The following is a 19,424-nucleotide window of genomic DNA, read 5'->3' as shown; positions in this document are numbered from 1 at the left end:
AGGACCATGACCGTCTCGCTGACCCGCCCCGTCGCCCCGGAGCCCTACGCGCTGCTGCCGTCCGTCGCGGACTTCGACGTCACGAGCGTCGACGTCGCGCACGGCGAGCCGATGGACGTGACGTTCGCCGCAGACGGCGACGACCTGTCCCCCGCGCTCACCTGGTCGGGCTTCCCCGAGGGCACGCGCTCGTTCGTCGTGAGCTGCTTCGACCCCGACGCCCCGACCCCGGCCGGGTTCTGGCACTGGACGGTCGTGGACGTCCCGGCGGGCACCACGTCGCTGCCCCGCGGCGCGGGCGCCCCCGACGGCGGCCTGCTGCCGCCCGGCGCGTTCCAGGTCCGCAACGACGGCGGGACCACCGGCTACACCGGCGCCGCCCCGCCTCCCGGGGACCGGCCGCACCGGTACGTGTTCGCCGTGCACGCGCTGGACGTGGAGCACCTCGACGTCCCGGCCGAGGCGACGCCGACGGCCGTCGCGTTCACCGCGCTGTTCCGCACGGTCGGCCGCGGCGTCCTGGCCCCGACCTACGCCCGCTGAGGCGGCTGCCCGGGGTCGGCGGCCAGGTCCAGCACCATGCCCGTCGCCCCGGGCGCGACGTCCCGGAACCCGAGCGACTCGTACAGCCGCCGCCCCGGCGGGTCCGCGACGAGCGTGACGTAGGCACCCTGCGGCGCCCGGGAGCGGATCTCGTCCAGCAGCCGCGTCAGCACGCGCCGCCCGAGCCCGCGGCGCTGGTGCCCGGGGTCGGTCGCCATGTCGGCGACGAGGAAGTACCAGCCGCCGTCGCCCACCACCCGGCCCATCGCCACGACCTCGCCCCGCGCGGTGCGCACGTGGCACCAGGACCAGCTGCCCGTCAGCGCGCCGGCACCCTGCTCCGGCGTCTTCGGGGCGAGACCGGAGCCGGCCCGCAGCCGCAGGTACGCGTCGAGCGGCGGGGCGGCCGGCACCAGCACGTACGGGTCGTCGACGAACGGGTCGGCGGGCGGGGTCGCGTCGGTCACGCGGACATCCTGCCCGGTGGGTAGCCTGCGGCCCATGGCCGTGACACCGCTGACCCTGGGGACCCTGACCTGGCTGCGCGCCGTCGACCGCCTCGACCTGCTGGCCGAGGGCACCGCGGCGACGCTGTCCGGCTGGGCGGCCGTCGTGCCCGAGGTCGCCGACGCCGTCCGGGTGGCCGAGATCGACCCGGGGCTGGCGGACACCGCCGCGATGACCGGGGCGTACGACCTGCCGCTGGCGGTGTCCGCGAACTGCGTGCTGGTCTCCGGCCGGCGCGCGGGCGAGGAGCGGGTCGCCGCCGCCGTGGTGCGGGCGACGACGCGCGCGGACGTGAACACCGCCGTGAAGAAGCTGCTCGACGTGCGCAAGGCGTCGTTCCTGCCGGTGGAGCGCGCGGTCGAGGAGTCGGGCATGGAGTACGGCGGCATCACCCCGCTCGGCCTGCCGTCCGGCTACCGGGTCCTGCTCGACGCGGGCGTCGCGACGGCGGACCCCGAGGCCGGCGGGACCGTGATCATCGGGTCGGGCCTGCGCCGGTCGAAGCTCGCCCTGCCCGGCGCCCTCCTGGCCGCCGCGCCCGGCGTCGAGGTGGTCGAGGGGCTCGCGCTCGGCTGACGTGCCGCAGCGTCGCAGCCGAGCGGCCCGGACGTCGTGCGAGCCGTCCGCTCGCCGCGCGGGCGCGAGGCACCGCGTCTAGCCTGACCTGCGAGGGAGCACCGCCGGTCCACCGAGGCCGCGGCTCCCGGCGGCCTCGAGCACCCGGGGCCCGGACCGCCGCGCGACCCGCGGCGCAGGGAAGGTCACCGATGCGCGCACCCACCCCCCGCGGCCCGCTGAGCGAGCTCCTGCTCACCGGCATGACCGCGGGCACCGTCGACCCGGCGCTGCCGGACGAGGCCGCCCGCGCGGCCGCCGCGACGGACGACCTGCTGACCGACGACGACGTGCAGGTCGCGCTGACCGCGCTGTACGAGCTGCACCACCAGGGCCTCGACGGCGTCGACGACCGCCTCGAGTGGGACAGCACGCTGCTGCGCACCCGGGCGGTGCTGGAGGAGCGGTTCGAGGCGCAGCTGCGCGCCGACGTCACCGTCCCCGAGGACCTCGTGGCGACCCTCGAGGAGGACGCGGCGCGCGAGGGCGTCGCCCCGGCGGTGGCGCGCGCGCTGTTCGACCTGACCAGCAGGGACAGCGGTCCGAGCCTGTCCGCGTACGTCGCGAAGAAGGCCACGGACGAGCAGCTGCACGAGCTGCTGGTGCACCGCTCCGTCTACCAGCTCAAGGAGGCCGACCCGCACACCTGGGCCATCCCGCGGCTGCTCGGCGCCCCGAAGGCCGCCCTGGTCGAGATCCAGGCCGACGAGTACGGCGGCGGCCGCCCGGAGCGGATGCACTCCGCCCTGTTCGCCCGGACCATGCGCGGGCTCGGCCTGGACGACACCTACGGCCGGTACGTCGACGACGTGCCGGCGATCACCCTGTCGTCGGTCAACATGATGCTGCTGTTCGGCCTGCACCGGCGGCTGCGGGGCTGCGTGGTCGGCCACCTCGCGGCGTTCGAGATGACCTCCTCGCAGCCGAACCGGCTGTACGGCAACGGCTTCCGGCGGCACGGGTACGACGCCGACGTGACCTGGTACTTCGACGAGCACGTCGAGGCCGACGCCGTGCACGAGCAGATCGCCGGCCGGGACATGGCGGGCGCGCTGGTCGAGCAGCAGCCGCACCTGCGCGACGACGTGCTGTTCGGCGCCGCCGCCTGCCTCGCGGTCGACGGCCGCGTCGGTGCGCACCAGATCGGGCGCTGGTCGGCCGGCGAGTCCTCGCTGCGCCGGCCGCTGGCGGTGGGGAGCCCGGCGTGATGCTCCCGGACGCGGAGTACGTCCTCCCCCTGCGGTGGGCGGACGACCACGGCCTGCCGGAGCTGACCGCCTACCTGGAGCGGCTGGTCACGTGGCTGCCGGTGACGGTCGTGGACGGCTCCGGGCCCGAGGTGTTCGCGGCGCACGGGCGCGCGCTCCCGCCGGCGGTGCGGCACGTGCGCCCGGACCCCGACCTCGTGCGCACCTGCCGCAACGGCAAGGTGGCCGGGGTGCGCACCGGCCTGCGGCTGGCCACCGCGGACCGCGTGGTGCTGGCGGACGACGACGTGCGGTACGACCTGGCGGCGCTGCGCGCCGTGCTGGACGCGCTGGCGGGTGCTGACGTGGTCCGGCCGCAGAACGTCTTCGACCCGCTGCCGTGGCACGCCCGCTGGGACACCGCCCGCACGTTGGTCAACCGCGCCGTCGGCTCGGACTACCCCGGCACCCTGGCCCTGCGGCGGTCCGCGCTGGGGCCCGAGGGCTACGACGGCGACGTGCTGTTCGAGAACCTCGAGCTGCTGCGCACCGTGCGGGCGCGCGGCGGCCGGGAGCTGCGCGCCGACGACGTCTACGTCGTCCGCCGCCCGCCGTCGGTGCAGCACTTCCTGCGCCAGCGGCCCCGTCAGGCCTACGACGACCTCGCGCAGCCCGGCCGGCTCGCCGCCGAGCTCGCCGTGCTGCCGCTGGTCGCCGCCGCGGCCCGCCGCGGGGCGGGTGCCCTGCTGCTGGTCGCCCTCGCGGCGTGCGCGCTCGCCGAGCGCGGCCGGCGCCGCGCCGGCGGTTCCCGGCACCTGCCCGCCACCGCGACTCTGCTGGCGCCCGCCTGGCTGCTGGAGCGCGGCGTCTGCGCCTGGCTGGCGCTGGTCCTGCGCGCGACCGGGGGCGTGCCCTACGGCGGCGCCCGCCTCGTGCGCGCCGCCACCCCGGTGCGGGCGCTCCGCGCCCGCACCGCCGTCCGCACCGACCACCACGCGGCCCACGCGGCCCACGCGGCCCACGAGGTCCACGCCGTCCACGCCGCCCACGCCCAGCACGCCGCCCCGGAGGCACCATGAGCACCGACCCGAACCCCGTCGTCCTGACCCCCTACCCGGACGGCCCGATCCTGGTCCGCGGCGACGTCGAGATCCGCGACGCCCGCGGCCGGGAGGTCCCGCGCCGCCGGGCCACCGTGGCCCTGTGCCGGTGCGGCGCGTCGGCGATCAAGCCGTTCTGCGACGGCTCGCACAAGGCGATCGGCTTCCGCACCGACGACGAGGTGCCGCGGCCGCCCGAGCCGGTCCCGGCTCCGCAGGCGCACCGGAGCCGGTCATGAGGATCTCGGTCCTCGCGCCCGGGGTGGCGCGCCTGGCGCACGCGTACGTCAACTGCTACGTGATCGCCGACGAGCGCGGCGCGACCGTCGTGGACGCCGGCCTGCCCCGGATGTGGGGCATGCTGCCCCGCGCGCTGGCGGCGGTCGACCGGACGCCGGCGGACGTCCGGGCCGTCGTGCTCACGCACGCGCACTTCGACCACGTCGGCTTCGCGCGCCGTGCCGCCCGCGAGCTCGACGTGGACGTGTGGGTGCACCGCGCCGACGCGCACCTGGCCGCGCACCCGTACCGGTACGCGCACGAGAACCCGCGGGCGATCTACCCGGTGCGGCACCCGCGCGCCGCGCTGATCCTCGGGGCGATGGTCACCGCGGGGGCCGCCCGCGTCCGCGGCGTCAAGGTCGCGCGCCCGCTGGAGCCGGGAACGCGGCTCACGGTGCCCGGCCGGCCGGACGTCATCGCGTGCCCGGGCCACACCGAGGGCCACGTCGCGCTGCACCTGCCCGACCGCGGCGTCCTGCTGTCGGGCGACGCCCTGGTGACGCTCGACCCCTACACCGCCCGCACCGGCCCGCGGATCGTCGCCGGGGCGGCCACCGCCGACAGCGCGCTCAACCTGGCGTCGCTCGACGCGCTCGCCGCCACCGGGGCGCCGGTCGTCCTGCCCGGGCACGGGGAGCCGTGGACCGGCGGCGCGGCCGAGGCGGTGCGCCTGGCCCGGGCGGCCGGTGCCGCCTGACCACGTCGGCCCCGGTGCCGGGGCACGTCGGGCCGCGGCACCCGTGCGGACGCGAGGCATCGCGCCTACGGTCGAGGACGTGACCTCGCGACCCGCCGACCGTCCCCGCCCCGATCAGCGCGCCGCCGCCCGGCACAGCGCCGGGCTCCCCGGCACCGGACCGGTCCGCCGGCCCGGACGGGCCGCCGGTCGCGCAGGTGGCTCCGACGGCTCCGGCGGCCGCGAGGTGGACGCCGTGGTCGTCGGCGCCGGGCCCAACGGCCTCGCCGCCGCGGTCACCCTCGCCCGCGCCGGGCTGGAGGTCGTGGTCCTGGAGGCCCAGGACACCGTGGGCGGCGGGTCGCGGACCCTGGACCTGGGCCTGGCACCGGGCATCCGGCACGACATCTGCTCGGCGGTGCACCCGATGGCCTGGGCGTCGCCGTTCTTCCGCGCGCTGCGGCTGCACGAGCGCCTCGACCTGCTCACGCCGGAGGCCTCGTTCGCCCAGCCGCTGGACGGCGGGCGCGCGGCCGTGGCGTACCGGGACCTGGAGCGCACGGCGGCCGGCCTGGGCACCGACGGCGACGCGTGGCGGCGCCTGTTCGGCCCGCTGGCGGCGGACTGGCGCACCGTCGTCGGGCTGGTGCTCGGGGACCAGCGCAGCGTGCCGCCGGGGACGCGGCCGTCCTCGGCGCTCACCGCGGCGCGGCTCGCGCTCGGGGTGCTCCGCAACGGGTCCCCCGTCGTGCCGTCCGCGCTGCGCACGGAGGAGGCCGCCGCGCTGCTGACCGGCGTGGCGGGGCACGCGATCACCCCGCTGCCGTCGCTCGCCGCGGCGGGCACCGCCGTGCTGCTGACCACCCTCGCGCACGCCGAGCACGGCTGGCCGGTGGTGCGGGGCGGGTCGCAGGCGATCGTCGACGCCCTCCACGCGGACCTGGTGCGGCTGGGCGGCCGGGTCGTCACGGGGCACCCGGTCGAGCGCCGCGCCGACCTGCCGCCGGCGCGGGCCTACCTGTTCGACACGGCCCCGCGCACCGTCGCGCAGGTGTTCGGCGACGCCATGCCGCCGCACCTGGTCCGCGCCTACGCGGGCTTCCGGTACGGCAACGCGGCGGCCAAGGTCGACCTGGTCGTCGACGGGCCGATCCCCTGGGCGCACCCGGACGTGCACCGCGCCGGCACCGTGCACCTGGGCGGCAACCGCGACCAGGTGGTCGACGCCGAGCGCACGGTCGCGCGCGGGAAGCACGCCGAGCACCCGCTGACGCTGCTGTCCGACCCGGCCGCGCTGGACCCCGGCCGGGCCGCCGGCGGGCTCCGCCCGGTGTGGGCGTACGCGCACGTGCCCGCCGGCTCCACCGTCGACCCCACCGAGACGGTCGTGCGGCAGATCGAGCGGTTCGCGCCCGGCTTCCGGGACACCGTCGTGGCGTCGCACGGCATCCCCGCGGGCCGGCTGGCGGACCACGACGCGAACCTGGTCGGCGGCGACATCTCCGGCGGGGCGATCTCGCTGTGGCACATCGCCACCCGGCCGGCACCGCGGCTCGACCCGTTCGCCAGCGGCGCCCCCGGGGTGTACCTGTGCTCCGCGTCGGCGCCGCCCGGACCCGGCGTGCACGGGCTGTCCGGCTGGTACGCCGCCCGGCGCGCGCTGCGGCAGGTGTTCGGCCGGGCGGACGCCGTCGGCGCCGCCGGAGAGCCTGCCGCCTGAGACCTCGCCGCCTGCGACCTCGCCGCCTGCGAACCCGGGCTCAGCCCAGGACGCCCGCGTCCTCCAGCTGCTCCGCCAGCGCCCGGCCGTCGGGCGCGTGCACGGTGATGACGGCGGACCGGTCCAGGTCGTCGACGGCGCGCCGGGTGGCGGGCGTCGGACCGGGCAGACCGTTCTGCGCCACCTGCTCGCTCACGGACAGCTCGCGCACGGCGATCGCCGCGACGCGCCCGGGGTGCTCGGCGGCGAACGTCTCGTAGACCTGCGGGTCGTGCTGGCCGTTGTCACCGACCAGGATCCAGCGCAGGTGCGGCAGCTCCTCGGCCAGGCGGCGCAGCGTCGCGGCCTTGTGGTCCCGGCCGGACCGGAACAGCGCGGTGCCCGTGGGGCCGAGGTCCGTGAGCAGCAGCGAGCCCTGCGGCAGGCCGACGCGGTGCAGGAACCGGGCCAGCGCGCTGGCGGTGTTCCAGGCGCCGGTGGACAGGTAGAACACGGGGGCGTCCGGGTGCGCGGCCGTGAGCCGGCCGTAGAGCTCCGGCATGCCGGGCACGGGCTTGCGCCGGGCCTCGGACCGGACCAGGAAGTTCCAGGCCGCCAGGTGCGGCCGCGGCACCATCGTCACCAGCACGGTGTCGTCGATGTCGCTGACGATGCCGTGGGTCGCGGCGGGGTCGACCACCTGCACGGGCGCTGGGACGTCCGCGTCGCCGTCGACCGACAGGTACAGCGTCTGCCAGCCCGGCGGCAGCGCCACGTCCACCGGCAGGTCGACGTAGCCGCTGCGGTCCGTGCGGCCGGTGCCGAGCTCGACGCCCTCGGTGCCGGGCGCGGTGCGCACGCGGACGTCGGCGTCGGGCAGCTCCGCGGAGAACAGGTTGCGCCAGCCGCGACGCGCGACGCTGCCCGGGGTCGGCGCGTCGGGGGCGGTGAGCAGCACCCGGGCCCGGACCCGGACGCCGTCGACCGTGCCGTACGACGGGTAGGCGACCACGCGCGGCGTGTAGCCGCGGCGGGCGAGCAGGCGGGCGACCGCGCGGTTGACGCGGTCCTCGGAGCGGGCGGCGATCTCGGCGAACGTCGGCATCCAGCCAGTATCGGCAGGACCCGGCCGTCCCGCACGGGCAGCGCCCGCAGCGACCGCAGCGACCGCCCGCGGGGTCAGCGAGCGGTCAGGCCGCGACCCGCCGGTCCAGCCGGCGGCCGTCCCGGGTGGTGCGCCGGCCCTGGCCGGGCACGACCGCGCCGGGCTCGACGCGCGTCTCCGGCTCCACCACGGCGCGGGGCTCGAGGCGGGCGTCCGCCCCGACCTCGGCGCGCACGCCGACGGTCGCGCCGGCGCCTACGCTCGCACCGCGGGCGAGGTGCACGTGCGAGCCGACCGTGGCGGCCACCTCCACGCGTGCGCCGGGCTCCACCCAGCAGTGCTGCCCGATGCGGGCGCGTGCCTCCACGCGCGCACCGGGGTCCACCCACGCCGAGTCCGCGACGTAGGCGGTGTCGTCGACGACGGCTCCCTTGGCCACCAGACCGCCGCCGTTCCCGTGGCGCTGGTAGCGGACGACGGAGCCGTCCTCCTGCTCGAGGTCTTCGTATCGCTTCTTCATCCTGCTCCTTCCAACGTCCGGCAATCCCGACATGTTCCTGGGATCACGAGTCTGCGCGCGACCTGGGCGATCGGCGACCGGGCGATCCCGTCCTCCTCCGTTTCTCCCCGGAACCGTGTCTGGTTCGGTCCGGGTTCCCCCGATTCTGTTGACTTGCGCGGGTGACGCACGCCACAGTGGTCCCTGCCGGGCAGCGAGGCCCGGCGCGGTCCGGGTGACCGCAGGAGTTCGAGAACCAGGACGCCGTCGTCATGTACCCGCCCGAGCGCCACACGCTGATCCTGACGACCGCGCGCGCCGCGGGCCGCGTCGAGGTGCAGCAGCTGGCCGCCGAGCTCGACGTGACGCCCGAGACCGTCCGCCGCGACCTCACCGCCCTGGAGCGGATGGGCCTGCTGCGGCGGGTGCACGGCGGCGCCGTGCCGGTCGAGCGGATCGGCTACGAGCCGGCCCTGGCGCAGCGCGAGCACGAGCTGGCCGCGGAGAAGGACCGCATCGCCAAGGCCGCGCTGGACGAGCTGCCCGACGGCGGCTCGGTGCTCATCGACGCCGGCTCCACCACGGTGCGCCTCGCCGAGCTGCTGCCGGCGGACCGCGAGATGGTGGTGGTCACGCACGCGCTGCCGGTCGCCACCGCGCTGGCCGCGCTCCCCCTGGTCACGCTGCACCTGATCGGCGGCACCGTCCGCCGCCGCACCCTCGCCGCCGTCGGCACCTGGGCCGAGCAGGCGCTCGCCGACATCCGGGTCGACGTGGCGTTCCTGGGCACCAACGGGCTCACCGTCGAGGACGGGCTGTCCACGCCCGACCTGGCCGAGGCCGCGGTCAAGCGGGCGCTCGTCGCCGCCGCGGCCCGGACCGTCGTGCTCACCGACCACTCGAAGTTCGGCCGCACCGAGCTCGCCGTGGTGGCGCCGCTCAGCCGGGTCGACGCCGTCGTCACCGACAGCGGCGTCGCCCCGGAGCTCGCGGACGAGGTCGAGGCAGCAGGCCCGCGCGTCGTGCGGGCCTGAGAACCGCTGAAGGAGAGAGATGAAGGTCTTCCGCTTCTACGCCCCCGGCGACGTCCGCCTCGAGGAGGCACCCGAGCCCTCCGCCGGCGACGGGGAGGTCAAGATCCGGGTGCGCGCGTGCTCGATGTGCGGGACGGACGTGAAGATCGCGTCCTCCGGGCACCAGCGCATCGTCCCCCCGCGCGTCATGGGGCACGAGATCGCCGGCGAGGTCGTCGAGGTCGGCGCCGGCGTCGAGGGCTGGGCCCCGGGCGACCGGGTCCAGGTGATCGCCGCGATCCCGTGCGGGGAGTGCGAGCTCTGCCGCTCCGGGGCGATGACCATCTGCCCGAACCAGGTGTCGATGGGCTACGACTTCGACGGCGGATTCGCTCCGTACCTGATCGTGCCGCCGGCGGTGCTGGCGGTCGACGGCCTCAACCGGATCCCCGACGGCGTGTCCTACGCCGAGGCGTCCGTCGCGGAGCCGTTCGCCTGCGCGATCAACGCCCAGGAGATCGTCGACGTGCGCAAGGGCGACACGGTCGTCGTCGTCGGCTCCGGACCCATCGGCTGCCTGCACGTCCGGCTGGCCCGGGCGCGCGGCGCCGAGAAGGTCGTCCTGGTCGAGCTCAGCCGCGAGCGCCTGGACCTGGCCGCCGCGGTCGTGCGGCCGGACGTCGCGATCTGCGCGGCCGAGGTCGACCCGGTCGCCGCCGTCAAGGAGGCCACGGACGGTCGCGGGCCGTCGGTGGTCATCACCGCGGCCGCGTCGGGCGCCGCGCAGGAGCAGGCGCTGCAGATGCTCGCCCCGCAGGGGCGGCTCAGCCTGTTCGGCGGCCTGCCGAAGGACCGGCCCACCATCACGTTCGACTCCAACCTCGTGCACTACCGCGAGCTGGCGGTGTTCGGGGCCAACGGGTCGAGCCCGGAGCACAACCGGCAGGCGCTCGCGCACATCGCCGACGGGTCGGTGCCCGTCGCCGACCTCATCACCCACCGGCTGCCGCTGGAGCAGGTCGCCGAGGGCATCGACGTCGTCCGCTCCGGTGCGGGCATCAAGGTCACCATCGAGCCGTGACGGTCCCCCCGTCACCCGTTCCACGAAGGAGCAGGTCAATGTCGATCCACTCCCTGCCGGGCCGCAGCGCCCGGCCCGCCGGGCCCGCCCGGCACACCCCCCGGTCGGGGGTGTGAGCGTGTCCGCGACCACAGCCGCAGCGGCCGGCACGCCGGCCCCGTCCCGGGGCAAGCAGGCCCAGGTGCGCGTCCAGCGGTTCGGGGCGTTCCTGTCCGCGATGATCATGCCCAACCTCCCGGCGTTCCTCGCCTGGGGGCTGATCACCTCGCTGTTCATCGCCGTCGGCTGGCTGCCGAACGGCATCCTCGGCGGGTTCGGCAACGCCGACGACCCGGGCAGCTGGCAGGGCGCGGCGACCGCGCTGGCCCTGGCCGAGGACGGCACGACGTTCCAGCAGTACGTCGGCCTGGTCGGCCCGATGGTCACCTACCTGCTGCCGATCCTGATCGCCAACGCCGGCGGCCGGATGATCTACAAGGAGCGCGGCGGCGTCGTCGCCTCCATCGTCGCCATCGGCATGATCACCGGCAGCACCGTGCCGATGTTCCTCGGCGCGATGATCGTCGGACCGCTGTCCGCCTGGGTGATCAAGAAGGTCGACTCGATCTGGGCCGGCAAGATCCGGCCGGGCTTCGAGATGCTCGTCGACATGTTCAGCGCCGGCATCCTGGGCGCGGCCATGGCGGTCGGGGCGTTCTTCGGGTTCGCGCCGATCATCACGCAGGTGTCGGAGTGGCTCGGCAGCCTGGTCTCGACGATGGCGGACGCGCACCTGCTGCCGCTTATGGCGGTCGTGGTCGAGCCCGCCAAGGTGCTGTTCCTCAACAACGCCATCGGCAACGGCGTCCTGGTGCCGCTCGGGGCGCAGGAGGTCGTCGAGCAGGGCAAGTCGCTGCTGTTCCTGGTCGAGTCCAACCCCGGTCCGGGCCTCGGCATCCTGCTGGCCTACACCGTCTTCGGTGTCGGCGCGGCGCGCTCGTCCGCCCCCGGTGCCGCCGTCGTGCAGTTCTTCGGCGGCATCCACGAGGTGTACTTCCCGTTCGTGCTGATGAAGCCGGCCCTGATCGTCGCCGCGATCCTCGGCGGCGCGACCGGCATCGCGACCAACGTCGTGTTCGGCAGCGGCCTGCGCGGCCCGGCGGCGCCGGGGTCGATCATCGCGGTGTACGCCGCCACTCCCCGCGACTCGTTCGTGGGCGTGACCCTCTCCGTGGTGCTGGCGTGCGTCGTGACCTTCCTGGTGGCCGCGGTGATCCTGCGGGCGTCCCGCAGGCGCGACCTCGCCGCCGGCGGCGGGGACCTGGCCGCCGCCATCGCGCAGACCGAGGCGAACAAGGGGAGGTCCTCCTCGGCGCTCGGGGCGATGTCCGCGTCCGTGGGCGCCGGCACCGCCACCACCGACGGCGCGGGCCCGACCGACGGGGTGGCCGCCGACGTCCGTCCGCTGCGCTCCATCGTGTTCGCGTGCGACGCCGGCATGGGGTCGTCCGCGATGGGTGCCAGCATCCTGCGGGACAAGCTCAAGAAGGCCGGCCGGCCGGACATCACCGTGGTCAACAAGGCGGTCGCGAACCTCGAGGACGACGTCGACCTGGTCATCACCCAGCGCGAGCTGACCGACCGGGCCCGGCACGGCGCCCCGTCGGCGCGGCACGTGTCGGTCGACAACTTCCTGTCCAGCCCCGTCTACGACGACGTCGTGCGCGAGGCGCAGCAGCAGACCCCCGAGAGGAGCCCGTCATGACCGACCTGCTGGACGCGGACCTGATCGTCCCCGCGGGCCGGGCCACCACGAAGGAGGGGGCGATCCGGGAGGCCGGCGCCCTGCTGGTGGCCTCGGGCGCCGTGGACCCGCAGTACGTGGACGCGATGCTCGACCGCGAGCGCACCATCTCCACGTACATGGGCAGCCACCTCGCCATCCCGCACGGGACCAACGAGGCCAAGGGCGAGATCCGCCGCTCGGCGATCAGCCTGGTGCGGTACGAGCAGCCGGTCGACTGGGACGGCAACCCCGTCCGCGTGGTCGTCGGCATCGCGGGCGTCGGCGACGAGCACCTGTCGCTGCTGTCCCGGATCGCGCTGGTCTTCACGGACGGCGAGCGCGTCGAGCGGGTCCTCGCGGCCACGACGCGCGAGGCGCTGCTGGGCGTCCTCGCGGAGGTGGAGCCGGCCTGACCCCGGACGACGCCGGCGCCGCAGGGCGGGAGGCGCACCCCGTGCGGGTGCGCGTCCCGCCCTGCGGCGCTCCACCCCGCTCAGCCGGCGCGGCCGGGCGTGTCCGCGGGCTGTGGCACGATCGGGCGCGTGCCAGCCCCCACCCCCGACGGAGCCTCGTCGCCCGCCGGGTGGGAGCAGGTGCTGGGCGGCCTGCTCGCCTGGGGCGACGCGCCCGCGTCGGCCGCGGCACCCGCCCGGCACCGCCGCGCCGCCCTGCAGCTGGAGCTGCGCGAGCTGACCCCGCACACCCGGGAGCGCTGGAACGGCCCCGTCTCCCGGACGGCGACCGCCCGCCGTCCCGGCGACGACCCCGGCGGCCCGGTCCGGCTCGGCGCGCGGCCGGTGGTCCGGTCGGACTCGGGCTGGACCCGGGGCAACGTCACGTGGACGAACATCCCGCACATGCAGGCCCGGCTCGACCTGGACCCGGACCAGCACCGGTGGTTCTGCCAGGTCGGCGCCCTGCACCGCGCCGCCGGTCCCCCGCTGCCGGGCGCCGACGCCGCGTGGGTGTACCTGGACGAGTTCGTGAACCCGGTGCTGTGGGACCTGCTGCGGCAGGCGCGCGACCTCGGCATCCCGCTGGTCGGGTCGGGCGCCGGCGCGGACGTGCGGGTCGCCGACGCCGCGTGGCTGGGCCTGGACGTCGCCCGCGCGGCGGACGGGGTGCGGGTCAGCGCGAGCCTGACGCTCGACGGCGCGGCCGCCCCCGTCGCGCACGCGCACGCCATCGGCACCCACGGCCTGTACGTGGTGGACCCGGCGCACCCGCGCCGGGTGGTGCTCGCCCCGACCACGGAGCCGCTCGGCCCGCACCAGCTCGCGCTGCTCGACGGCGCGGGCGCGCGCACCGTCGCGGACGCGCTGCGCACCGGCGTGGTCGTCCCCGCCGCCGACACGGAGACCTTCGTCCGCGAGCACCTGCCGGCCCTCCGTGCCGGGCTGGACGTCGCCAGCGCCGACGGCACGGTCCCGCTGCCGCCACCGGCCCCGCCGACGCTGGCGCTCACCGTCCGGTACGCGCCGGGGCACGCGGTCGACCTGGCCTGGCGGTGGGACGGCCACGCCCGTTCCGGGCCGACCCCGGACCCGCGGCGCCTGGTCCCCGGCGACCTGCTGCCCGGCGGCTGGCCGGCGCCCGACCCGGCGGACCCCACCGCGCTGCCCGCACCCGTCACGCTGCGCGACGCGGACGCCGCGGAGTTCGTCACCACCGCGCTCCCCCGCGTCGCCGCCCGGCCCGGCGTCCGCGTCGACACCGTCGGGACGGCGCCCGACTACCGCCTGCTGCAGGGCACCCCGGTGCTCACCGTCACCGCGCAGCCGAGCGAGAAGACCGACTGGTTCGACCTCGGCGTCACCGTGACCATCGACGGCCGCACCGTCCCGTTCGGGCCGCTGTTCGCGGCGCTGGCGAAGGGCAGGCGCCGGATGCGGCTGGTCGACCACACCTACCTGTCGCTCGACCACCCCGCCCTGGAGCCGCTGGCGGCGCTGGTCGCGGAGGCGCGCGAGCTGGCCGAGTGGGAGACCGGGCTGCGGGTCAGCAAGCACCAGACCGCGCTCTGGGCCGACCTGGCCGAGCTCGCCGACGAGGCCGTGCCGCCCGACGCCTGGCGGGACCTGCTGGCCGAGGCGGCCGGCGACGCCCCGCGCCCGGTGCCGGTCCCCCGCGGGCTGCGGGCCGAGCTCCGTCCGTACCAGGCCGAGGGCTTCCACTGGCTCGCGTTCCTGTGGCGGCACCGGCTGGGTGGGGTGCTCGCCGACGACATGGGCCTCGGCAAGACCCTGCAGTGCCTCGCGCTGCTGCAGCACGTCGTCGAGGAGCGCCCCGACGACGAGCCGCGCCGCCCGTTCCTGGTCGTGGCGCCCACCTCCGTCACGCCGAACTGGGTGGCCGAGGCCGCGCGGTTCACCCCCGGGCTGGTCGTGCGCCGGGTGACCGGCACCGAGGCGGCCGGCGGCCGCACCGTCGCCGAGCAGGCGGACGGCGCCGACGTCGTGGTCACCAGCTACGCGCTGCTGCGGCTGGACGCCGCGGCCTACCGGGCCCAGGCGTGGGCCGGGCTGGTGCTGGACGAGGCGCAGCAGGTCAAGAACCCCGCCGCGCAGGTGCACCGCGCGGCCCGCGACCTCGAGGTGCCGTTCGCGCTCGCGCTCACCGGCACCCCCGTCGAGAACTCCCTGACCGACCTGCACGCGCTGCTCGCGCTCGTCGCCCCCGGCCTGCTGCCGCCCGCCGCCACGTTCGGCCTGCAGTACGTCCGGCCGATCGAGGACGCGCACGCGGGCATCACCGACGGCGCCGGGGCGGGCGACGTCCCGGAGTCCACCGGCCGGCTGCGGGCCGCGCGGGTCGCGCACCTGCGTCGCCGGGTCCGGCCGTTCCTGCTGCGCCGCACCAAGGACCTGGTCGCCGCGGACCTGCCCGAGAAGCAGGAGCAGACCCTCACGGTCGAGCTGGCGCCCGCGCACCGCGAGGTCTACGACCTGTACCTGCAGCGGGAGCGGCAGAAGCTGCTCGGCCTGATCGAGGACCTGGACCGGCAGCGGTTCATCGTCTACCGCTCGCTGACGCTGCTGCGGATGCTGGCGCTCGACGCGTCGCTGATCGACCCCGCGCACGCCGGCATCCCGTCCGCCAAGCTCGACGCCCTGGTCGAGCAGCTCGAGGACGTCGCGGCCGAGGGCCACCGGGCGCTGGTGTTCAGCCAGTTCACCTCGTACCTGGCGCGGGCCGCCGCCCGGCTCGACGCCGCGGGCATCCCGTACGTCTACCTGGACGGGTCCACCACCCGCCGCGCCGAGGTGGTCGAGCGGTTCCGCGGCGGCGACGCCGCGGTCTTCCTCATCAGCCTCAAGGCCGGCGGCGTCGGGCTGAACCTCACCGAGGCCGACTACGTGTTCCTGCTGGACCCGTGGTGGAACCCCGCGGCCGAGCAGCAGGCGGTCGACCGCGCGCACCGCATCGGGCAGGACCGGCCGGTCATGGTCTACCGCCTGATCGCGGCCGGGACCATCGAGGAGAAGGTCGTCGCGCTGCAGGCGCGGAAGGCCGCGCTGGTGGACGCCGTGCTGGACGACGGCGACCTGTTCGGCACCGCGCTCACGGCCGACGACCTGCGCGGGCTGCTGGACTGAGGCTCGACGCGCACCGGCTCACTCCGGCGGGACCAGGCCGAGGTAGTGCGCGAGCGCGTGGTCCACCTGCGCCATGGCGTCCCGGCCGAGGTAGTCGACGGGGTCGTCGGAGAGGTGGTCGACGTCGACCGTGAGGATCTGGTCGACGAGCACCCGGGTGCTGCGCCCGAGGATCTCGACCTCCGGCCGGGAGAGCGCGGGCTGCGCGCTCGTCGACGTGGGCGCGACCGTCGCGACCGACCAGGGCAGGTCGGACGGCGACAGCACGAGCGCGTACCGCCTGCCGCCCTGCTCGTGACCTCGAGGCGCTCCCAGGTCCACCCGGTGCACCGCGCCACGGATCACCAGGCGTCCGGCTCGGCGTTGAGGTCCTCGTCCCGGAGGCGGACGGCGTCCCGCCGCATCTGGTCGAGCCACCGCTCGTGGTCGATCAGCCGCAGCCCGCGGCGGATCGTCTCCGTGGTGCTCTCACCCTCCGCCGCTGCCGCGGCGAGCGTGCGCTCGTCGTCCGGCGTCGGCCGGAACCCGATCGTCTTCGTCGCCATGGCACCACCTTACGCCGGTGTTGCACAGGTGTTCAACGCCTCGTGCCCCGCCCCTCAACGGCGGGCCTCGACAGGACCGCGCGCCCTCCGTGTGATGAGGTGACTCCCGTGCCGCACCATGACACCCCCTGGACCGTCCTCGAGTCGGGCCTCGACCTGCACCACCCCGAGGCCGCCGCGAGCGTCCTGACCCTGTCGAACGGGTACGTGGGGGTGCGCGGCGTCCCCGACGAGCGCCCGGAGGGGTCCGGCCCCGGCACGTTCCTCGCGGCGCTGTACGAGGAGTTCGACCACGTCTACCCGGAGCGCGCGTACGGCGACCCGACGATCGAGGAGCGCCTGCTCCCCGTCGTGGACGCGTGGGCGCTCGGCTGGTCCGTCGACGGGCACCCGCTGGAGGGGCACCCGGACGACACGCCTCACGGCACACTGACCACCCACGACCGGACCCTCGACCTGCGGCACGGCCACCTGGACCGGGAGTCGCGCTGGACCGCGCCGTCCGGCGGCTCGGTGACCGTGACGAGCCGCCGGCTCGTGTCGCTGGTCCGCCGCGAGGTCGTCCTCACCCGGTGGCGGGTCTGCGCGCACGACGACGTCACCCTGGCCGCCCGCCCGGTGCCCGGCTGCCGGCACCGCGACGAGCCCGCGCCCGGCACGGAGGACGAGCCGGGCGTGCGGACCCTGTCCTGCCGGCACGACCCCGAGGGCTCGGCCGTGCACCAGCGCGCCGTGCGCTCCGGCCGCGAGCTCGTCGCCCGCACGCGGCACCACGTCACCGCGTCCGAGGGCGTCGAGCCGGTCTGGCGGACCGGCCCCGACGGGGCGACGCTCGTCGCCGACCTGCCGGCGGGCGCCTGGCTCGAGGTGGTCGTGCTCGCCGTCTACGCGGCGGGGACCGACGCCGAGGCGCTGCACACGCACGCCGACACCGTGCTGCACGCGGCCGACACGGCGGGCTGGGACCAGCTCGTGCGCGAGCACGAGACCGAGCTCGCCGCGGTCTGGGGCCGCGGCGACGTCGTCGTGGACGGCGACGACGAGATGCAGCAGGCCATCCGGTACGCGCTGTTCCAGGTGGTGCAGGCCTCGGCCCGGGTCCGCGGAGCGGGCATCCGGGCGAAGGGCCTGGCGGGCATCGGCTACGAGGGCCACACGTTCTGGGACTCCGAGGCGTTCGTGCTGCCGGTGCTCGACCACGTGCTGCCCGGCGCCGCCGCCGACCACCTGACCTGGCGGTCGGCGACGCTGCCCCTGGCGCGCGAGCGCGCCGCCGAGCTCGGCCTGCCCGGGGTGACGTTCCCGTGGCGCACGATCAGCGGCCGGGAGTGCTCGGGCTACTGGCCCGCCGGGACCGCGGCGCTCCACGTCAACGCCGACATCGCCTACGCCGCCGCCCGGCACGTCGCGGTCACGGGTGACGAGGTGTTCGCCCGGGAGATCGCCGTCGAGCTGGTCGTCGAGACGGCGCGGCTGTGGGCGGGTCGCGGGCACCACACGCCCGAGGGTTTCCGGATCGACGGCGTCACCGGGCCCGACGAGTACACCGCGGTCGTGGACAACAACGCCTTCACCAACCTCATGGCCCGGGCCAACCTGCGCAGCGCCGCGGCGATGGCGGAGCGGCACCCGGACGTCGCCGACCGGCTCGGTGTCACCGGCCCCGAGCGGGACGCGTGGCGACGGGCGGCCGACCGGATGATGGTCCCCTTCGCCGAGGACCTCGGGGTGACGGAGCAGCACGAGGGGTTCACCCGGCACGCGCACTGGGACTTCGCCGGGGCGGACCCGTCGCAGTACCCGCTGCACGACCACGTACCGTTCGTCGAGCTGTACCGCCGGCAGGTGCTGAAGCAGGCCGACCTGGTGCTCGCCCTGCACCTGGTGGGCGACGGGTTCGACGTCGAGCAGAAGCGCCGGGACTTCGGGTACTACGAGGCGATGACCGTGCGCGACTCCTCGCTGTCCGCGCCGGCGCAGGCCGTGGTCGCCGCCGAGGTCGGGCACCTGGAGCTGGCCTACGCCTACGCCCGCGAGTGCGCGCTGATCGACCTGTCGGACCTGCGCGCGTCGACCGCCGAGGGCCTGCACGTCGCCTCGCTCGCCGGTGCGTGGACGGCCCTGGTGCAGGGGCTCGGCGGCGTCCGGCACGACCACGGCGCGCTGCACCTGGCGCCGCGGCTGCCCCGGCAGCTGGACCGGCTGGCGTTCACCGTGCTGCAGGGCGGCAACCGCGCTCAGGTCGACGTCCGCGCCGGCACGGTCACCTACCGCCTGGTCGCGGGTGCCGAGGTCCGGCTCACGCACCACGGCGACCCGGTGCACCTCACGACGGACCGGCCCGTCCAGGACCGCCCCGTCCCCCCGGCGGCCGCGCACCCGGCGCCGCCGCAGCCCCCGGGCCGGGAGCCGGTGTTCGACGAGACCTGAGCCGTCCGCCTCACCCGGACGGCGCGGCGGGCGGCGACCCCGAGACCCCCGTCACGCGCCCGTCCGGGTCCGTGAGGTACCGCCCGCGCGACAGCTCAACCAGCACCAGCCGGTTGCCGAACGGGTCCGCCACCACCGCGACCCGACCCACCGGCAGGTCCCGCGGGCCGTCGACCAGCCGGCCGCCCGCGTCCCGGAACCGCCGGGCCGCGGCGTCCACGTCGTCGACCAGCCAGTCCGGCTCGGACCCGAGCCCGGTGGTGAGCACCAGCTCCGTGCCGCCGTCCCGCAGGCCGAGACCCGCCCGGCCGGTGCCGTCGTCGCGCCAGAGCAGCCGGTGCCCGAGCGCGGCGGCGTAGCAGGCGATCCCCGCGTCGAGGTCCGGGACCGGGACGGTCACCGCGTCGACGGAACGCAGCAGCGCCGCCGACGGCGCGGCGGTCGGCAGCCCCGCCGCGCGCAGCTGGTCATCCAGGTGGAACACCTCCGGCACGTACGCGAACGCCTCGTCCGGCGCCCCCTCGCCGGCGAACAGCCGCGCCATCTCGGCCTGCCACCGCGCGTTGACCTCGGTGGCGGCCATCCGCGCCTGCGCCAGGTCCTTGTCGTCCGCCTCGTAGTACCCGACCAGCGTCCCGGTGTCCGTCAGGAACAGCGAGTAGCGCCGCCAGCCGGCGTCGCGCAGCGCGGCGAGCATCTCCGGCCAGACCGCGGCATGCCGGGCGCGGTAGACGTCCAGGTGCCGCGGGTCGACCCGGGACAGGAAACAGTAGCGGGGCAC

At 76.4% G+C, this 19,424-nt stretch carries 19 protein-coding genes; 13 read left to right on the top strand and 6 right to left on the bottom strand.

What is annotated here, in order from left to right; translation table 11 throughout:
• Positions 1-6 precede the first annotated feature (6 nt).
• The gene (locus tag AC1050_RS00520; RefSeq protein ID WP_482385432.1) at positions 7-543 is read left to right on the top strand and encodes a YbhB/YbcL family Raf kinase inhibitor-like protein; all 537 of its coding nucleotides are present in this window, start codon (positions 7-9) and stop codon (positions 541-543) included.
• On the opposite strand, the gene AC1050_RS00515 is transcribed toward AC1050_RS00520, so the two are convergent.
• A complete protein-coding gene (locus AC1050_RS00515; protein WP_482385431.1) occupies positions 531-1,010 on the bottom strand; it encodes a GNAT family N-acetyltransferase in 480 nt (159 codons plus the stop codon). The genes AC1050_RS00520 and AC1050_RS00515 overlap by 13 nt on opposite strands.
• Before the next feature lie 34 nt (positions 1,011-1,044).
• On the opposite strand from AC1050_RS00515, the gene AC1050_RS00510 reads away from it, so the two are divergent.
• The 6 genes from AC1050_RS00510 (at position 1,045) to AC1050_RS00485 (ending at position 6,630) form a co-directional block, all read left to right on the top strand.
• On the top strand, positions 1,045-1,626 hold the full coding sequence (locus AC1050_RS00510; RefSeq protein WP_482385430.1) for a YbaK/EbsC family protein: 582 nt from the start codon (positions 1,045-1,047) through the stop codon (positions 1,624-1,626).
• A 191-nt stretch (positions 1,627-1,817) separates the two neighbouring features.
• A complete protein-coding gene (locus AC1050_RS00505) occupies positions 1,818-2,873 on the top strand; it encodes an iron-containing redox enzyme family protein (RefSeq protein WP_482385429.1) in 1,056 nt (351 codons plus the stop codon).
• Positions 2,873-3,931, top strand: a complete 1,059-nt coding sequence (locus AC1050_RS00500; RefSeq protein WP_482387207.1) for a glycosyltransferase family 2 protein — start codon at positions 2,873-2,875, stop codon at positions 3,929-3,931. Before AC1050_RS00505 ends, AC1050_RS00500 begins: the two co-directional genes overlap by 1 nt.
• Entirely contained in the window at positions 3,928-4,191 is a 264-nt protein-coding gene (locus AC1050_RS00495; RefSeq protein WP_482385428.1) for a CDGSH iron-sulfur domain-containing protein, read from the top strand. Before AC1050_RS00500 ends, AC1050_RS00495 begins: the two co-directional genes overlap by 4 nt.
• Complete coding sequence (locus tag AC1050_RS00490; RefSeq protein WP_482385427.1) at positions 4,188-4,931, top strand: MBL fold metallo-hydrolase; 744 nt, start codon at positions 4,188-4,190, stop codon at positions 4,929-4,931. The genes AC1050_RS00495 and AC1050_RS00490 overlap by 4 nt, the downstream gene beginning before the upstream one ends.
• A gap of 226 nt (positions 4,932-5,157) precedes the next feature.
• Positions 5,158-6,630 carry a phytoene desaturase family protein gene (locus tag AC1050_RS00485; protein WP_482387206.1) on the top strand — a complete coding sequence of 491 codons (1,473 nt, stop codon included), beginning with the start codon at positions 5,158-5,160 and terminating at the stop codon, positions 6,628-6,630.
• A gap of 40 nt (positions 6,631-6,670) precedes the next feature.
• On the opposite strand, the gene AC1050_RS00480 is transcribed toward AC1050_RS00485, so the two are convergent.
• Positions 6,671-7,714 (bottom strand): App1 family protein, encoded by a 1,044-nt coding sequence (locus tag AC1050_RS00480; protein WP_482385426.1) that lies wholly within the window; start codon positions 7,712-7,714, stop codon positions 6,671-6,673.
• 85 nt (positions 7,715-7,799) lie between these two features.
• Positions 7,800-8,234, bottom strand: a complete 435-nt coding sequence (locus tag AC1050_RS00475) for a transferase (protein WP_482385425.1) — start codon at positions 8,232-8,234, stop codon at positions 7,800-7,802.
• Between the two features lie 251 nt (positions 8,235-8,485).
• Here AC1050_RS00475 and AC1050_RS00470 point away from each other — a divergent pair, with 251 nt between their 5' ends.
• From AC1050_RS00470 to AC1050_RS00450, 5 genes are all read left to right on the top strand, one after another.
• The gene (locus AC1050_RS00470) at positions 8,486-9,247 is read left to right on the top strand and encodes a DeoR/GlpR family DNA-binding transcription regulator (RefSeq protein ID WP_482385424.1); all 762 of its coding nucleotides are present in this window, start codon (positions 8,486-8,488) and stop codon (positions 9,245-9,247) included.
• Between the two features lie 19 nt (positions 9,248-9,266).
• On the top strand, positions 9,267-10,307 hold the full coding sequence (locus AC1050_RS00465) for a zinc-dependent dehydrogenase (RefSeq protein ID WP_482385423.1): 1,041 nt from the start codon (positions 9,267-9,269) through the stop codon (positions 10,305-10,307).
• Positions 10,308-10,425: 118 nt separating this feature from the next.
• Positions 10,426-12,051 (top strand): PTS mannitol transporter subunit IIBC, encoded by a 1,626-nt coding sequence (locus AC1050_RS00460; protein WP_482385422.1) that lies wholly within the window; start codon positions 10,426-10,428, stop codon positions 12,049-12,051.
• Positions 12,048-12,485 (top strand): PTS mannitol transporter subunit IIA, encoded by a 438-nt coding sequence (locus AC1050_RS00455; protein ID WP_482385421.1) that lies wholly within the window; start codon positions 12,048-12,050, stop codon positions 12,483-12,485. The genes AC1050_RS00460 and AC1050_RS00455 overlap by 4 nt, the downstream gene beginning before the upstream one ends.
• 129 nt (positions 12,486-12,614) lie before the next feature.
• Positions 12,615-15,668: a DEAD/DEAH box helicase gene (locus tag AC1050_RS00450; RefSeq protein WP_482385420.1), complete on the top strand. Its 3,054-nt coding sequence runs from the start codon at positions 12,615-12,617 to the stop codon at positions 15,666-15,668.
• 18 nt (positions 15,669-15,686) lie between these two features.
• Here the strand turns inward: AC1050_RS00450 and AC1050_RS00445 are convergent, their stop codons facing one another.
• A complete protein-coding gene (locus tag AC1050_RS00445; RefSeq protein WP_482385419.1) occupies positions 15,687-16,013 on the bottom strand; it encodes a type II toxin-antitoxin system PemK/MazF family toxin in 327 nt (108 codons plus the stop codon).
• A complete protein-coding gene (locus tag AC1050_RS00440) occupies positions 16,010-16,213 on the bottom strand; it encodes a hypothetical protein (RefSeq protein ID WP_482385418.1) in 204 nt (67 codons plus the stop codon). Before AC1050_RS00440 ends, AC1050_RS00445 begins: the two co-directional genes overlap by 4 nt.
• Positions 16,214-16,321: 108 nt before the next feature.
• Here AC1050_RS00440 and AC1050_RS00435 point away from each other — a divergent pair, with 108 nt between their 5' ends.
• Positions 16,322-18,643, top strand: a complete 2,322-nt coding sequence (locus AC1050_RS00435; RefSeq protein ID WP_482385417.1) for a glycoside hydrolase family 65 protein — start codon at positions 16,322-16,324, stop codon at positions 18,641-18,643.
• Positions 18,644-18,653: 10 nt separating this feature from the next.
• On the opposite strand, the gene AC1050_RS00430 is transcribed toward AC1050_RS00435, so the two are convergent.
• A complete protein-coding gene (locus tag AC1050_RS00430; RefSeq protein ID WP_482385416.1) occupies positions 18,654-19,424 on the bottom strand; it encodes an L-rhamnose mutarotase in 771 nt (256 codons plus the stop codon).

The sequence above is a fragment of the Cellulomonas sp. NEAU-ZC6 genome (assembly GCF_056844425.1).
Note: the sequence above shows the minus strand (reverse complement) of the source record. Positions and strands in the feature narration are given on the sequence as shown.

Coding starts and splice junctions, on each gene's coding strand:
- AC1050_RS00505 (WP_482385429.1), top strand. CDS start 1,818: ATGCGCGCACCCACCCCCCGCGGCCCGCTGAGCGAGCTCCTGCTCACC.
- AC1050_RS00520 (WP_482385432.1), top strand. CDS start 7: ATGACCGTCTCGCTGACCCGCCCCGTCGCCCCGGAGCCCTACGCGCTG.
- AC1050_RS00500 (WP_482387207.1), top strand. CDS start 2,873: ATGCTCCCGGACGCGGAGTACGTCCTCCCCCTGCGGTGGGCGGACGAC.
- AC1050_RS00475 (WP_482385425.1), bottom strand. CDS start 8,234: ATGAAGAAGCGATACGAAGACCTCGAGCAGGAGGACGGCTCCGTCGTC.
- AC1050_RS00440 (WP_482385418.1), bottom strand. CDS start 16,213: ATGGCGACGAAGACGATCGGGTTCCGGCCGACGCCGGACGACGAGCGC.
- AC1050_RS00455 (WP_482385421.1), top strand. CDS start 12,048: ATGACCGACCTGCTGGACGCGGACCTGATCGTCCCCGCGGGCCGGGCC.
- AC1050_RS00495 (WP_482385428.1), top strand. CDS start 3,928: ATGAGCACCGACCCGAACCCCGTCGTCCTGACCCCCTACCCGGACGGC.
- AC1050_RS00470 (WP_482385424.1), top strand. CDS start 8,486: ATGTACCCGCCCGAGCGCCACACGCTGATCCTGACGACCGCGCGCGCC.
- AC1050_RS00465 (WP_482385423.1), top strand. CDS start 9,267: ATGAAGGTCTTCCGCTTCTACGCCCCCGGCGACGTCCGCCTCGAGGAG.
- AC1050_RS00480 (WP_482385426.1), bottom strand. CDS start 7,714: ATGCCGACGTTCGCCGAGATCGCCGCCCGCTCCGAGGACCGCGTCAAC.
- AC1050_RS00490 (WP_482385427.1), top strand. CDS start 4,188: ATGAGGATCTCGGTCCTCGCGCCCGGGGTGGCGCGCCTGGCGCACGCG.
- AC1050_RS00510 (WP_482385430.1), top strand. CDS start 1,045: ATGGCCGTGACACCGCTGACCCTGGGGACCCTGACCTGGCTGCGCGCC.